We start from the raw sequence: 14,081 nt of genomic DNA, 5'->3' as shown, positions 1-14,081 counted from the left end.
GGTGGGGCGAGCCGTGGCCTCGGCAGCCTGTTCGCCGCCCAGCTTCTGACTGGCGGCGCGACGGTCAACGCCACCACACGACCTGTCAACTGTTCGAAGGAAGCCCTATGAACGTTCTTCTCCGCAACTTCGTGCCTGGCCTGGTGGCGTGCCTGCTCCTGTCCGGGGCGCTGGGAGGCACGGCCGGGCAGGCGTCGGCCACCGGACGGTCCGCCGACGGCCCGGCACGGGACTATGCGCCGGTCTTTCAACCGGGACCGCGCCTGTCGGTGCCGGCGGCAGCGCTCGCGGCGGCAGTGACGTGCACGCCGAACGTAGCCCGGGCCCGGGCCGAGGTGGCCCTGTTCGTCCCCGCGACGGCGCTGGATCCGGCACAGTACTCGTGGAACTGGTTCGCCGCCCTCGACAAGATCCATTACCCGTATTGTTCGGTGACACTGCCCGGTCACGGTCTCGGCGACATCCAGGTGTCCGCCGAGTACGTCGTGCATGCCATCCGCTACGTCCACAGGATCAGCGGTCGGAGGATCGCTGTCATCGGACACAGCCAGGGTGGGCTCGAGGCCCGGTTCGCGTTGCGCTTCTGGCCCGACACCCGCCGCATGGTCGCTGACAACGTCGCCCTGGCAACGCCCAACCACGGCAGCCTCGTCAGCGCCGCGAATTGTTCCGGTGGTGCCTGCCCGGCGGCTTTCTGGCAGATGACGCCCGACGCGACGTTCATCGGGGCGCTCAACTCGTACCAGGAAACCTTCCGGGGCATCTCCTACACCAACGTCTACACGACCCTGGATCAGTACGTCACGCCCAACCAGGACAGCACCGGGTCGACAAGCTTGCACACCGGACCCGGTTCGATCACCAACGTCTCGGTACAGAGCTTGTGTGCGGACGACACGAGTGAGCACATCGCGGTCGGCACCTCCGACGCGGTCGCCTACGCCCTGACCATGGACGCACTCACGCATCACGGCGCAGCGCGGCCCGGCCGGATTCCGCCGGCCGTGTGCGCCCAGACCCACATGCCCGGTGTCGACCCCGGTAGGTACGACCAACACCTCGCCGAACTCAACGCCACCCTGGCCGCGAACTGGGGTGCGGCCCCGCTCGCCACCGCAGAGCCCGCCGCGAAACGCTACCTGTACGCGCGACGCTAGGCGACCCGGCCGCGATCCGGCGCTACCCGCCCCGATGCTTCTACGAGGAGGACCTTGTCCGTGACAACTCCCGAACCCGACGCGACGGCTGTCAACGTCATGCGGCTGCTGACCGGCCTGGCAGACCGGCTGCTGAATCCGGTGGAGATGTTGCCCGACCGCGCCCACGTCGTCCAACTGGCCTGCGGCACCGGGGAGCTGAGCCTGACGTTGGCCCGCCGCCGTCCGGATCTGCGGATCACCGCCGTCGACATCGACCCGGCCGTGCTCGCGGTGGGGCGGGCGAGCGCGGCACGGGACGGTCTGGGCGTCGAGTTCCGGGCAATGTCCATGGCCGAGCTGGACCTCGCCGATCGTAGTGCCGACGCGGTCGTCTCCAGAATGGGTCTGTTCCTACCGGGAACGGCTCCGTTCGACGTGGCGGCGCGGGAGGCCGGCCGCATTCTCCGGCCCGGCGGCCTGATCAGCATTGCTACCTGGAGTAACCTGGCAGGCAGCCCGTACACACGTGTCGGCCTGTCGGTGTTGCGCCAGATACTTCCCGAAGGAGCAATTCCCGACATGGAGGTGCTCTTCACCGAGGCTGCCCGGCCCGGTGCGTTCGAGCGGCACCTGGAAAACGCGGGCATCCACACCATCCATGCGTCGTGGTTCAACTGGGTGACCGAGTATCCCGACTTCGAATCATGGTGGAGCTACGACACCGGTTTCGGTCCTCTCAAGGCGTTGTTCGACTCCCTGGACGCGCGTCAGCGTGACACCGCCCGCCGCCTGATGACCGCCGAGATCGAAGAACACCGAACCAGCTCCGGCGGGTACGGCATGCCGGCGACAGCTCGCACCATAACCGGCCAGCGATGACCCCCAGGGGCTTGTTCGTGACGGTGGAGGTCGTCAACAGGCACGCCGAACTGCTCGCCGCGGACGGCGGCACCGACGCCCTGCGGTTGGCCGAATCCAAGACCGTCGTCGGCAAGGTCGTCCTCACCCCCTGACCCCCCTGACCACCGCCGGGCGCAGAGGCGGGTCGGAGTGGCCCGGTGCCGGGGGCGCGCGGAAAGGCCCGCCGATCACACGAGATCGGCGGGCCTTCCGACGTGGCACGGGAAAATCAGGCGACCGTGACCGTCACCTCGTTGACGCCACGGGCGGCGGTCACCTCGGTGTCGCCGTTGCCGTGCCGGGACAGCGCCCGCAGCGTCCAGGTGCCGGGTGCGGCGAAGAACCGGAACTGCCCGGCCGGCGACGTGACCACCTCGGCGGTGAACTCGCCGGTCGAGTCGAGCAGCCGGACGTACGCCCCGGGCACGATCTCGCCGCTCGCGGCGCTGACGATCCCGGTGATCACGGTTTCCTTCTCCAGGTCCAGACTTGCCGGCAGCGGCGCCGCCTGGTCGGGTGCCGCGCAGCCGGCGGCTATCGGAGCGGTCATGGTGGTCACGCCTCCCCCGGTTCGTCGCCGAGCGCCACCGGCACGCCGACCAGCGAGCCGTACTCGGTCCAGGATCCGTCGTAGTTCTTCACGTTCTGGTGCCCGAGCAGCTCCTTGAGCACGAACCAGGTGTGCGAGGAGCGCTCGCCGATCCGGCAGTAGGCGATGGTGTCCCTGCCGCCGTCCAGCCCGGCCTCGCCGTAGATCCTGCGGAGCTCGTCGTCGGACTTGAACGTGCCGTCCTCGTTGGCCGCCTTCGACCACGGCACGCTGATCGCGGTCGGGATGTGCCCGGCGCGCTGCGCCTGCTCCTGCGGCAGGTGGGCCGGGGCGAGCAGCCGACCAGCGTATTCGTCGGGGGAGCGCACGTCGACCAGGTTCTTGGTGCCGATCGCGGCCACCGCCTCGTCGCGGAAGGCCCGGATCGACAGGTCCGGCTCCTGGGCGGTGTACCGCGTGGCGGGCCGGGAGACCTGGTCGGTGACGAGCGGCCGGGCGTCCAGCTCCCACTTCTTGCGGCCGCCGTCGAGCAGCTTCACGTCGCGGTGGCCGTAGAGCTTGAAGTACCAGTACGCGTACGCGGCGAACCAGTTGTTGTTGCCGCCGTAGAGCACCACGACGTCGTCGTTGGAGATGCCCCGCTCGGAGAGGAGCGCCTCGAACTGTGCCTTGTTGACGAAGTCCCGGCGTACCTGGTCCTGGAGGTCGTTCTTCCAGTCGAGCTTGATCGCACCGGCGATGTGCCCACCGTCGTAGGCGGTGGTGTCCTCGTCGACCTCGACGAAGACCACGCCGGGGGCGTCGAGGTTCTTCTCGGCCCAGTCGGCCGAGACGAGTGCGGTGTCGCGACTCATCAGATCACTCCTTGGTGAGGATTGTGTGTGAGCCTGCGCGTGGTTATCGACCGCCGTTGTTGTCGCATGTCACGCGCGGGACCCATGGAAGGACGGATCACGGGACGTGCGACGGCGCCGCTGCCGGGCGTGAGGGAAGGACTCAGAGGGTACGCAGAACAGCCCCGCCGTCAGATGACGGGGCGACACAGGCAGGTGGCCACGCGGCACAGGTCGACCGCGCGCCGTTTGGTGAGGAGCGTCCCCATGGATCCGGAGCCTACCAGCGGGAGCGGACCGGCACCCAGGACCAACCACGATCCGGGATCGTTCCACCCCGACGAGCGACCGCCGGCCTGTCGGGCCGCCCTCAACTGAGCTGGCTGAGCGCCACGTTCTCGGCGCTGGCCGTCACGGCGAGACCGTCCGGCGCCGGCCGTACCTCGTGCAGTTGCAGCGCGAACGGCAGGGACGGCAGCGGTACCCGGACGGCGAGCTGCCGGGCGAAGTTGTTGACGAAGGTCTGGATCACCGGGTTGTCCGGCAGGTCGGCGGAGCTCAGGTTCTCAAAGTTGATCACGACGTCGTCACCCTCGACGCTCAGCGTCGCGGTGCCCTGGACGGTCAACTCCTGGTTGAGAATCGGCACCCGCACCGGGGCGGTGATGCCCAGGTTGCCGTCCTGCTCCCGCAGTTGCACCCCGGGCCGGTCGATCAACTCGACCACACTGTCGTACGCGATGGTCCCGGTGCCCCGCACCGTCGCGGCGGTGACCTCGCCCTGCCCGGTGCGGAGCGTGTCCATCGAGGCGGTCACGTCCTGCGCGTCGACGGTCAGCTCCGGCACCCGCACCGCCGCGTCGGTGCCCTGCACCGGGCCCTGTACGTCGCGGAGCAGCACCTTGATCGAGTCGTACCTGCCGTTGAGCACCTGGGTCAGGAACGGGAAGCCACCGACCGTCACCTCGGGGGCGCTGGACCGCACGTTCTGCTGTGCGAGCTCCTGCTCGACCTGGTCGGCGACCATCCGCTCGGCGACCCCGGCGGCGACCCGGTCGGCCACCACCAGGAGCCCGGCCAACACGAGGAGGACGACGACCAGGATGACCAGCGCCCGACGCCCCCTGCGCCGGCGCGGCCGCTCGCCGTAGGTCCCGCCCTCTGCCGGATAGCTGTCCGCCACGCCGCCTCCCCGATCACAGGTGCCGTGATACGGCACCGTTCGTCCCATCATCGTCGCCGGAGACCACTATCTACCCGACGCGGCACATCTCCAACCGTCGGCGACGCCCGCGGCCCACCCGCCAGACCCGGCGGCCAGCGGTTAGGAGGGGGCCCTTCTACAACAGAAAGCGATAAGCGGGGGCCCTTCCTTACAGGAAGAAGACGGACATGGCGTAGGCGGCGGGGGCGGCCAGGGCGAAGCCGCCGAGCGGGCCCTGCATGTGCCGGGCCACCCACATCGTCGGCGGTTCGCCGGCCATCTGGCGGCCCGCCTCGGCGTACCCCACACCGAGGTCGGCCAGGGCGGCGGCCGCCGCCGCGACCAGCCCGACCAGGGCGCCGCTGGTCGGGGTGAAGGCGACCAGATAGCTGCCGAGAAGACCGGCGGCGAGGGTGCCGAGCATCGCCCCGATCACCACGCCGGCCGCGCCGCGCGGCACCTGCGGGGCAAGCCGCGGCCAGGGCAGCAGCGCGTCGGTCAGCCGGGCGACGGCCAGGGCCACCGCCGCCGCGGTCAGGCAGACGAAGATCGCCTGGGTGCCCTTCGGGATCCGGCTGAGCACGATCAGCGTGCCGAAGGAGACCACGCCGACCACGATGAAGAGGGTGGCGCCGAGCGATTCGGTCACCCGGGCCCGGTCGGCCGGCCGGACCAGCTGCCCGAGTACGCCGATGAGGAAGCCGCCCGCGGCGACGTACCCGAGGGGGGCCAGCGCGGCTATCCGGGGCAGCACGGCGGCCGCGTCGGAGGCGACCGCCACCGCCACCGCGACCCCGGCGACCAGCGGCAGTGCCGGCGGTCGCATCGCCATGGTCCAGGCGAGCACGAAGAGGAGCTGCACGCCGAAGAGCACCACGGCGAACGGCAGTCGGGCGCCCGGCCCGGCGGTCTGGGCGCCGAAGATCAGTCCGACGCCCAGCAGGCCGGCGAAGCCGGCGATGGCCACCGAGAGCAGCCGGCGGACCGGGACGGGCGAGGTGTCGTCCTCGCCGTCGGTCGCCGCCGGGTCGGGGTCCGTCCCCGCCGGCCGGGTGGCATCGCCGCCGCGTGGGCCGCCCGGATTGCGCGGGCCGGTGTCGCCGCTGCGTGGACCGTCGAAGGGGTTGCGCGGTTCCGGCCAGGAGTCGCGACCTGTCTCCGGTGGCTTCGAGGGGTACACGCCCCGATCGTGCCAGACCGACCGGCCGGCGCGCCGGGCCCGGCCCGCCCAACCCGGAAACACGATCCGGAAACCTGCCTGTAATGACCGATCACACAAGCGATGAACCGAACGTGTGAGAGCGTCGGCCGGAAGTTCCGATAAGGTTAAGCCTTACCTACCCGTCAGCGACGCCGGGACGACCCCAGTCTCCAGCGGTCCCGGTGTCCCCCGCCCGAGTGCCGCTGGCCACCGCGCGGCGCATACTCCTGGTGCCGCGGGGACGGAGGTGATGTGTGGAGATCCTGCTGCTGGTGACCGCGCGCGCAGGCGAACCGTCCGTTGTGCTGCCGGCCCTCGACCTGCTTCCCCACTCGGTGCGTACCGCTCCGCGTGATGTCCGTACCCTCGTCTCCGGGCCGAGCCCGGACGCCGTACTGGTCGACGCCCGCTCGGAACTGAGCGAGGCCCGCGCGACCTGCCGGATGCTGCACGCCACCGGGCTCGGTGTGCCGCTGGTGGCGGTGGTGACCGAGGCCGGCCTGATCGCGCTGAACGCCGACTGGGGCGTCGACGACGTCATCCTGGCCAGCGCCGGTCCGGCCGAGGTCGAGGCCCGGCTGCGGCTGGCGGTGGGCCGGCTGAGCAACGCGACCGCGGCGGCCGGCGGCATGATCCGGGCCGGCGAGCTGACCATCGACCCGGACACCTACGCCGCCAAGCTCAAGGGCCGGCCGCTCGACCTGACCTACAAGGAGTTCGAGCTGCTCAAGTTCCTCGCCCAGCACCCGGGCCGGGTCTTCACCCGGGACCAGCTGCTGCGCGAGGTCTGGGGCTACGACTACTTCGGCGGCACCCGCACGGTCGACGTGCACGTCCGGCGCCTGCGGGCCAAGCTCGGCTCGGAGTACGAGTCGATGATCGGCACCGTCCGCCAGGTGGGCTACAAGTTCGTCACCCCGCCGTCCCGGCCGCTGCCGGAGTCCGAGGGAATTCCGCTGCCCGTCTGATCGGTGCCGCCGCCCGTCGGATCACGACCACGAAGGCCACCCGGTGCACCGGGTGGCCTTCTGGCATGCCGGGGCAGCGACGATAGGACTGCAATTATCGGAAAAGTGAGATAATTCGGTCATTCCGCGCATAGCCTTTTACCGGAAGTATCCGGTAGGAGGCAGGGTTTGGTACCAGCGGTCGCCACGATGGTCCGCGGCGCGGCACGGGCGGTTTCACACCGGGCGGCGCGCTGATGCCGGCCGTCTCCAGGAGCCGCATGCTCACCGCCGCGGCGGTGCTCGCCGTCGCCGTACTGGGCGGTGCGTACGCGCTCGGCCACGTCCTTGGCCGGCCCGGCGGGCCACTGGCCCCGCCCACACCCCGCGCCCAGCAGCAGCCGGAGCCGCACGCCGGAGCGGAGCCGGACGTCCGGCCCGGTGACCGGCCCGGCGGGCGCCCGCAGGGGCGGGGTGATCCCGGCCTGACGGCTCCACCGCCCGAAGGTGGCACCGGCACCGGCGCACCGGCCGCGACGTCGCCGGGCGCACAGCCCTCGCCCGGCGGCAGCCCGCAGCCCGGCACCACCGGACCCGATCCCGACCACGGGCCGGCGCAACTCCCCGCCGAGCGGGGCGGCCCGTACGGCGCCCGGATCAGCACCGGCGACAGTTACGTGGCGCTGACCTTCGACGACGGCCCCGATCCCCGGTACACCCCGCAGACCCTGGCCGCGCTCCGCGACCACCACGTCAAGGCGACGTTCTGCCTGGTCGGCCAGAACGCCAAGGCGTACCCGGAGCTGGTACGGGCGATCGCGGCGGACGGGCACACCCTCTGCAACCACTCCTGGCAGCACGATCTCAAGCTCGGCAGCCGGTCCGGCACCACCATCCGGGCCGACCTGGAGCGCACCAACGCGGCGATCCGGGCGGCCGTCCCCGATGCCCGGATCGGCTACTTCCGGCAGCCCGGCGGCGCCTGGACCTCGTCCGTCGTCGCGGTGGCCCGGCAGTTGGGGATGACGTCGCTGCACTGGGCGGTGGACCCGCAGGACTGGACCCGCCCCGGGGCCGGCACCATCGCGGCCCGGGTGACCGCCGGGGTCACGCCCGGGGCCATCGTGCTGCTGCACGACGCGGGCGGCAACCGGCAGGGCACGGTCAACGCGCTCTACCGGCTGTTGCCGAACCTCGGCCGGTGGTACGCGCTCGCGGCCCTGCCGACCGCCCCTCGACCGGCCTGAGCGCCAGATCAGGGCGCGGATACGGTATAGGGGTGCACGGCAGCAGCGCGGTTTCCGGAACACGCCGGCTCACCCCGGCCGAGGTCGACGAGGTGCTGGCGCTCGCCCGTGCCGCCGGCACCGCCGACGGGGCGGACCCGCTCGCCGAGCACGTGCTGCTCCGGCTCCGCCAGCCGGATGCCCCGGCCACACACCTGACCGTACGCACCGCCGACGGCGTACTCGCCGGCTACGCCTACCTGGAACCGGACGAGCCGGGTGGGCCCGATGGATCGGGCGGGTCGGACGAGTCCGGCGGGCCGGTGGCCGGGACGATGGCCGAGCTGGTGGTGCATCCGGAGCACCGGCGGCGCGGAGTGGGGCGCGCGCTGGCGGAGAGGGTGGCGGCGACGCCGGGCCCGCTGCGCCTCTGGGCACACGGCGACCATCCCTCCGCCGCCGCACTCGCGGTCGACCTGGGCTTCCGGCGGGCCCGGATGCTCTGGCAACTACGCCGCCCGCTCGGCCCGACGCTCCCGGAGACGCCCCTGCCCGCGGGCGTGCGGCTGCGCGCCTTCCGTCCCGGCCTCGACGACGAGGCGTGGCTGGCGGTGAACGGCCGGGCCTTCGCCAGCCACCCGGAGCAGGGCCGGTGGAGCCTTGCCGACCTGCGGCTCCGGCTGGCCGAGCCGTGGTTCGACCCGGCCGGTTTCCTGCTCGCCGTCGAGGAGTCCGGCGATCGCCTGCTCGGCTTCCACTGGACGAAGCTGCACGGCGACGGAGAACCACACGGCGAGGGGGGACCGCCCGGCGAGCGAGGAGCGCACGGCGAGCCGGGCCCGCACCGCATCGGCGAGGTCTACGTGCTCGGCGTGGATCCGTCGGCGCACCGGGGCGGGCTGGGCCGGGCGCTGACCGTCGCCGGACTGGCCTACCTGCGGGACCGGGGCGTCGCCCGGGTCATGCTCTACGTCGACGAGTCGAACGCCTCGGCGGTGGCGCTCTACGAGCGCCTCGGCTTCGCCCACTGGGCGGCACACGTCCACTACCGCCGGGACTGACCGCCGGGACCGGCCGCGCAGCGCGGCCGCCCGGCGGGCGACGTGCGTCGGCTCAGCCGAAGCGACCGGTGATGTAGTCCTCGGTGGCCTTCACCGACGGGTTACTGAAGATCTTCTGCGTCGAGTCCATCTCGATCAGCCGGCCCGGCTTGCCGGTGCCCTCGATGTTGAAGAACCCGGTCCGCTCGCTCACCCGGGCGGCCTGCTGCATGTTGTGGGTCACGATCACGATCGTGAACTGCTCCTTGAGCTTGTAGATCAGGTCCTCGATCGCCAGGGTCGAGATCGGGTCGAGCGCCGAGCAGGGCTCGTCCATCAGCAGCACGTCCGGCTGGACCGCGATGGCCCGGGCGATGCAGAGCCGCTGCTGCTGGCCACCGGAGAGGCTGGAACCCGGCCGGTTGAGGCGGTCCTTGACCTCCTCCCAGAGGTTCGCGCCGCGCAGCGTGCTCTCGACCAGCTCGTCCAGGGCCGGCTTCCGCATCCGCTTGCTGTTGAGCTTCACCCCGGCCACCACGTTGTCGTAGATCGACATGGTGGGGAACGGGTTCGGCCGCTGGAAGACCATGCCGACGTGCCGGCGTACGGCGACCGGGTCGATGCCGTCGCCGTAGAGGTCGTGGCCGTCCATCACGACCTTGCCGGCGACCCGCCCACCCGGCAGCACCTCGTGCATCCGGTTCAGCGAGCGCAGGAAGGTCGACTTGCCGCACCCGGACGGTCCGATCAGAGCCGTCACCGAGCGCGGCTCGATCGCCATGTTCACGCCCTCCACGGCCTTGAACGAGCCGTAGAAGATGTCGAGGTCCGAGACGTCGATCCGCTTGCCCACGAGAGGTCCTTTCCGCGCGTCAGCGGTTGTTCGAGATGCTGAAGAACCGGGAGATGAGCCGGGCCACCAGGTTCAGGCCCATCACGATGATGAAGAGCGTCAGGGCGGCGGCCCAGGCGCGGTCGACGCCGAACTCCGGCCGCGCCCCTGGAATGCTGTACGAGTAGTAGGTGAAGACCGGCAGCGACGCCATCCGACCGTCGAAGAGGTCGGTGTTCACGCTGGTCGTCGCGCCGGCGATGATCAGCAGCGGTGCCGTCTCGCCGATCACCCGGGCGATGGCGATCATGACGCCGGTGGCGATCCCGGCCGCGGCCGTCCGGAGCACGACCCGGATGACGGTGCGCCACTTCGGCACGCCCAGCGCGTACGACGCCTCGCGCAGCTCGTTCGGGACGAGCTTGAGCATCTCCTCGACCGACCGGACCACGATCGGCACCATCAGCACCGAGAGCGCCACGGCACCGCCGATGCCGAACCGGACGCTCGGGCCGAGGAAGATCGCGAAGAAGGCGAAGGCGAAGAGGCCGGCGACGATGGAGGGGATGCCGGTCATCACGTCGACCAGCAGCGTGATCGCCCGGGCGAGCCGGCCACGGCCGTACTCGACGAGGTAGACCGCGCACATGATGCCGACGGGTACGGAGATCGCCGCCGCCGCGCCGGTCATCAGCAGGGTGCCGACGATGGCGTGCAGCGCACCGCCGCCCGGTCCGAGGACCCCCCGCATGTCGCTGCTGATGAACTCACCGTCGAGCCGGCCGATGCCCTTGGTCAGCACGGTGACGAGGAGGGAGATCAGCGGCAGGATCGCCAGGCTGAAGGCGACCGAGACCACGATGGTCACGAAGCGGTCCTTGGCGCGGCGCGCCCCCTCGACCCGGGCGGATACCGCCGGCAGCACGATCGCGGCCAGCAGCACCGCGAGCACCACGGCCAGCGGCAGCCCCGCGCCGAGCAGGGTGGCACCGACGACGCCGACGACGATGCAGGCCGCGGCGATGGTCCACGGTGCCCAGGCGGGCAGGACGGGCCGGCTCAGCGCGGCGCCGAGGGCGGCGGGCGGTGCGCTCGGCTTGGTGGTCGTCGCCGTCATGCGTTCGCTCCCGAGAAGTCACGCCGCCGGGCGACGATCGCCCGCGCCGCGTAGTTGACGACGAAGGTCAGGACGAAGAGGACCAAACCGGAGGCGATCAGCGCGTTGACCGCGAGGCCGCTCGACTCCGGGAAGTCCAGCGCGATGTTCGCCGCGATGGTGTTGGTGTTGGTGCTGCTGATCAGGTTCACGGTGATGACGTTGGAGGCGGAGAGCAGCATGGCGACCGCCAGCGTCTCGCCGAGGGCCCGGCCGAGCCCGAGCATGCTGGCGCTGACGATGCCGGAGCGGCCGAACGGCAGCACGGTCATCCGGATCATCTCCCAGCGGGTGGCGCCGAGCGCGAGCGACGCCTCCTCCTGCAGGGTCGGCGTCTGGAGGAAGACCTCCCGGTTGACCGCCGTCATGATCGGCAGGACCATCACCGCCAGCACCAGGCCGGCGGTGAGCATCGTCCGGCCGGTCGTGGAGGTCGGGCCGGCGAAGATCGGAATGAAGCCGAGGGTGCTCTCCAGCCAGCGGTAGACCGGCACCACCTGCGGGGCGAGGAAGAAGATGCCCCAGAGGCCGTAGACGACGCTCGGCACGGCGGCCAGCAGGTCGACGAGGTAGCCGAGCACCGCGGCCACCTTCCGGGGGGCGTAGTGCGAGATGAACAGCGCGATGCCGATGGAGAGCGGCACCGCCACGACCAGGGCGATCACGGCGGCGAGGACCGTACCGAAGAGGAGCGGGCCCACGAAGGCGAGGAAGCCCTCACCGCCCGGCACGTCCACCGGGTCGGCGATGAGCGCCGGATAGCCCTCGTAGATCAGGAAGGCGGCGACCGCGGCGAGCGTGAGGAGGATGAGGACCCCGGAGGCGACCGCCGTACCGGAGAAGACCCGGTCGCCGATCCGCCGGCTGGCGGTCGTCCATCCCGCCTGCGGTCCCTCTCCGCCGGTCGGTGCCCCGCTCTGCGCGGTGGCGGGGGTGGTCACGTGTACGCCTCCTCAGGCTCGTACCCGGTTCTCAGGCTGTGGTGTTCCTGGTGTTCCTCGTCGAACTGGTATTCGGTTGTCGGACCTTCTGCCACGGCGGTGGGCCCGGCCGGCGATCACACCGGTCTTCCGGGCCCACCGCGTCACACCACCTGACGCGTCGGTGCGGCGGTCAGCCGGCGACCTTGATGGCGTCGATCGCCTGCTTGGCCTGCGTGCGCAGGGTGTCCGAGATCGGCGCGGAGCCCGCGTTCCCGGCGGCGGCCTCCTGGCCCTCCGGGCTGATCACGTAGGAGAGGAACGCCTTGACCAGGTCGACCTTCTCCTGGCTGTCGTACTGGGTGCAGGCGAGCTGGTAGGAGACCAGCACGATCGGGTAGACGCCCGACTGCTTGGTGTCGCGCGGCAGGTCGATCGCGTAGCTGTGGGTGGGCCGGCCGGAGACCTTCTCGGCCGCGTCCACGACCGCCGCGGCGGCCTGGGCCGAGTACTCGACGAAGCCCTCACCGACCTGCACGGCGACGCTGCCGAGGCCGCTGGCCTGGGAGGCGTCGAGGTAGCCGATGGTCCCCTCGCCACCGCGCAGCGCGGCGGCGACACCCTGGGTCTGCGCGGCCGCCTCACCGGTCTGGGTCGGCCACTCACCGTCGGCCTCGTGCGTCCAGTCCTGCGGCGCGGCCTTGGCGAGGTAGTCGGTGAAGTTCTCGGTCGTCCCCGACTCGTCGGAGCGGTGCACCGGCGTGATGTTCCGGTCGGGGAGCTGGACGCCCTCGTTGAGCTGGGCGATCGCCGGGTCGTTCCACTTGGTGATCTTGGCGTCGAAGATCTTCGCGATCACCGACGGTGAGAGGTTGAGCTTCTGCACGCCGGGCAGGTTGAAGGCGACGGCGATCGGGCTGATGTAGCCCGGGAACTCGACGAAGCCGTCCGGCCCGCACGTCGCGTTCGCCGCGGTGATCTCTTCCGGCTTGAGGTAGGCGTCGGAGCCGGCGAACTGCACGCCGCCGCTGGTGAACTGCTTGCGCCCGGCACCGGAGCCGGCCGGGTCGTAGGTCACGGTCGCGTCCGGCGCCTGCTCCGAGAACCCGGCGATCCAGGCCTCCATGGCGGCACCCTGCGAGGAGGCGCCGGCACCGGCGAGGTTGCCGCTGACCGAGGCCGCGTCGCCGTTGCCGCTGTCGGAGTCGTTGTCGCCGCCGCCACAGGCGGCGGCGCCCAGGGTAAGCATGACGGCGACCGGCAGTGCGGCCAGCCGAAGGGTCTTACGCTTCACGGTAATGGTTGCCTCTCTGAGGTCTGGGTCGAGCCGCCGGCCTAGCGGCCTGGTACTGGTCCCGTGTCGAACGCCGTGGACAGTACGAGCCGTTCATAAACGACTGGACCGGGCATGGTGAACGGAAGCTGAACAAAAGCTGTCGCCGTGGAGTTGCGCCCGCCCGACCGTCCCCGTCCGGATCATTTCCGGCCGACCCGCGCCCTTATTACCGTTTGTCGCCGCGCCCGGCGCGTTATTCGCCGTCCCGGACCAACCGCCACCGGCGGGCCTGTTCCGCCGAGACGCCGTAGTAGACGACGGTGGCCCGTCCCGGCGCAGACTGGCACGTCCGGTGCACCGGAAGGCCCCATTGCTGATAATCGTGGTACGCCTTCACGATGCGGGTGAGCCCGCCCAGCGCGCCGATCAGTTTGCCGACCGGACTGCCGAGTTCGGCGGCGATCTCGCTCACCGGAAGCCGCTCCCCCGGACGGTCGGAGAGCAGGTCGAGGACGGCGACGACGGTCTCGTGGGTGCGGGACCGCCCCTGGGCGAACCGACGCAACTCGTCGACCGGCCACTCACCACCGTGCGGGGCCACCACCGGCCTGCCCCGCCGGGTCGGCGGCGCAAGCGGTCGGGCCCGCCGGTCGAGATCCTTGATCAGCCGGGCGATGTGTTCGACGTACTCGGCCGGCACGGCAATATGTACGAGATCCGATTCCCGCGGCGTGTCGTTCGCGATTGATGCTCGTTGTGGGTTCATCTACCCCGTCCGATAGCTGTACGACCGCCGCCGAAGGCGATTGACTTCCGTCTACCCGTCCCGCCTGCGCCAAAATATCACCACTCGGTAA

The 14,081-nt window shown here is 71.0% G+C and carries 16 protein-coding genes; 6 read left to right on the top strand and 10 right to left on the bottom strand.

The genetic code is table 11. The features are described 5' to 3' along the window. The first annotated feature begins 131 nt into the window (after positions 1-131). The 3 genes from ACN27G_RS34045 to ACN27G_RS34035 all read left to right on the top strand — a co-directional run bounded on the left by ACN27G_RS34045 (position 132) and on the right by ACN27G_RS34035 (position 2,152). On the top strand, positions 132-1,157 hold the full coding sequence (locus tag ACN27G_RS34045; protein ID WP_421496736.1) for an esterase/lipase family protein: 1,026 nt from the start codon (positions 132-134) through the stop codon (positions 1,155-1,157). Between the two features lie 99 nt (positions 1,158-1,256). Next, complete coding sequence (locus ACN27G_RS34040; RefSeq protein WP_421496735.1) at positions 1,257-2,018, top strand: class I SAM-dependent methyltransferase; 762 nt, start codon at positions 1,257-1,259, stop codon at positions 2,016-2,018. Next, a complete protein-coding gene (locus tag ACN27G_RS34035; protein ID WP_421496734.1) occupies positions 2,015-2,152 on the top strand; it encodes a hypothetical protein in 138 nt (45 codons plus the stop codon). The genes ACN27G_RS34040 and ACN27G_RS34035 overlap by 4 nt, the downstream gene beginning before the upstream one ends. Before the next feature lie 116 nt (positions 2,153-2,268). Here ACN27G_RS34035 and ACN27G_RS34030 read toward each other — a convergent pair whose 3' ends face one another. The 5 genes from ACN27G_RS34030 to ACN27G_RS34010 form a co-directional block, all read right to left on the bottom strand. Then, positions 2,269-2,589, bottom strand: coding sequence for a DUF1416 domain-containing protein (locus ACN27G_RS34030; RefSeq protein ID WP_421496733.1), 321 nt, complete (start codon positions 2,587-2,589; stop codon positions 2,269-2,271). Between the two features lie 5 nt (positions 2,590-2,594). Further along, positions 2,595-3,443, bottom strand: a complete 849-nt coding sequence (locus ACN27G_RS34025; RefSeq protein WP_421496732.1) for a sulfurtransferase — start codon at positions 3,441-3,443, stop codon at positions 2,595-2,597. A gap of 170 nt (positions 3,444-3,613) precedes the next feature. Beyond that, positions 3,614-3,691: an Ms5788A family Cys-rich leader peptide gene (locus ACN27G_RS34020; RefSeq protein WP_311202345.1), complete on the bottom strand. Its 78-nt coding sequence runs from the start codon at positions 3,689-3,691 to the stop codon at positions 3,614-3,616. A gap of 101 nt (positions 3,692-3,792) precedes the next feature. Next, complete coding sequence (locus tag ACN27G_RS34015) at positions 3,793-4,605, bottom strand: DUF2993 domain-containing protein (protein WP_421496731.1); 813 nt, start codon at positions 4,603-4,605, stop codon at positions 3,793-3,795. 190 nt (positions 4,606-4,795) lie between these two features. Next, entirely contained in the window at positions 4,796-5,806 is a 1,011-nt protein-coding gene (locus ACN27G_RS34010; RefSeq protein WP_421496730.1) for a hypothetical protein, read from the bottom strand. 275 nt (positions 5,807-6,081) lie between these two features. On the opposite strand from ACN27G_RS34010, the gene ACN27G_RS34005 reads away from it, so the two are divergent. The 3 genes from ACN27G_RS34005 to mshD all read left to right on the top strand — a co-directional run bounded on the left by ACN27G_RS34005 (position 6,082) and on the right by mshD (position 9,061). After that, positions 6,082-6,795 (top strand): winged helix-turn-helix transcriptional regulator, encoded by a 714-nt coding sequence (locus tag ACN27G_RS34005; RefSeq protein WP_421496729.1) that lies wholly within the window; start codon positions 6,082-6,084, stop codon positions 6,793-6,795. A gap of 260 nt (positions 6,796-7,055) precedes the next feature. Further along, positions 7,056-8,021: a polysaccharide deacetylase family protein gene (locus ACN27G_RS34000; RefSeq protein WP_421496728.1), complete on the top strand. Its 966-nt coding sequence runs from the start codon at positions 7,056-7,058 to the stop codon at positions 8,019-8,021. Positions 8,022-8,053: 32 nt separating this feature from the next. Further along, positions 8,054-9,061, top strand: a complete 1,008-nt coding sequence (mshD, locus tag ACN27G_RS33995; protein WP_421496727.1) for a mycothiol synthase — start codon at positions 8,054-8,056, stop codon at positions 9,059-9,061. Positions 9,062-9,113: 52 nt separating this feature from the next. On the opposite strand, the gene pstB is transcribed toward mshD, so the two are convergent. The 5 genes from pstB to ACN27G_RS33970 all read right to left on the bottom strand — a co-directional run bounded on the left by pstB (position 9,114) and on the right by ACN27G_RS33970 (position 13,924). Next, positions 9,114-9,893: a phosphate ABC transporter ATP-binding protein PstB gene (gene pstB / locus ACN27G_RS33990; RefSeq protein WP_421496726.1), complete on the bottom strand. Its 780-nt coding sequence runs from the start codon at positions 9,891-9,893 to the stop codon at positions 9,114-9,116. 19 nt (positions 9,894-9,912) lie between these two features. Continuing rightward, positions 9,913-10,989 carry a phosphate ABC transporter permease PstA gene (gene pstA, locus ACN27G_RS33985; protein WP_421496725.1) on the bottom strand — a complete coding sequence of 359 codons (1,077 nt, stop codon included), beginning with the start codon at positions 10,987-10,989 and terminating at the stop codon, positions 9,913-9,915. Beyond that, positions 10,986-11,969: a phosphate ABC transporter permease subunit PstC gene (gene pstC / locus ACN27G_RS33980; RefSeq protein WP_421496724.1), complete on the bottom strand. Its 984-nt coding sequence runs from the start codon at positions 11,967-11,969 to the stop codon at positions 10,986-10,988. The genes pstA and pstC overlap by 4 nt, the downstream gene beginning before the upstream one ends. Positions 11,970-12,141: 172 nt before the next feature. Beyond that, positions 12,142-13,242: a phosphate ABC transporter substrate-binding protein PstS gene (gene pstS, locus ACN27G_RS33975; RefSeq protein WP_421496723.1), complete on the bottom strand. Its 1,101-nt coding sequence runs from the start codon at positions 13,240-13,242 to the stop codon at positions 12,142-12,144. 235 nt (positions 13,243-13,477) lie between these two features. After that, entirely contained in the window at positions 13,478-13,924 is a 447-nt protein-coding gene (locus ACN27G_RS33970; RefSeq protein WP_421496722.1) for a hypothetical protein, read from the bottom strand. Positions 13,925-14,081 lie beyond the last annotated feature (157 nt).

The sequence above is a fragment of the Plantactinospora sp. WMMB334 genome (assembly GCF_049179095.1).
In the GTDB taxonomy this organism is placed as follows: domain Bacteria; phylum Actinomycetota; class Actinomycetes; order Mycobacteriales; family Micromonosporaceae; genus Plantactinospora.
The sequence above is the reverse complement of the archived record's forward strand: the minus strand, read 5'-3'. Positions and strand labels throughout refer to the sequence as shown.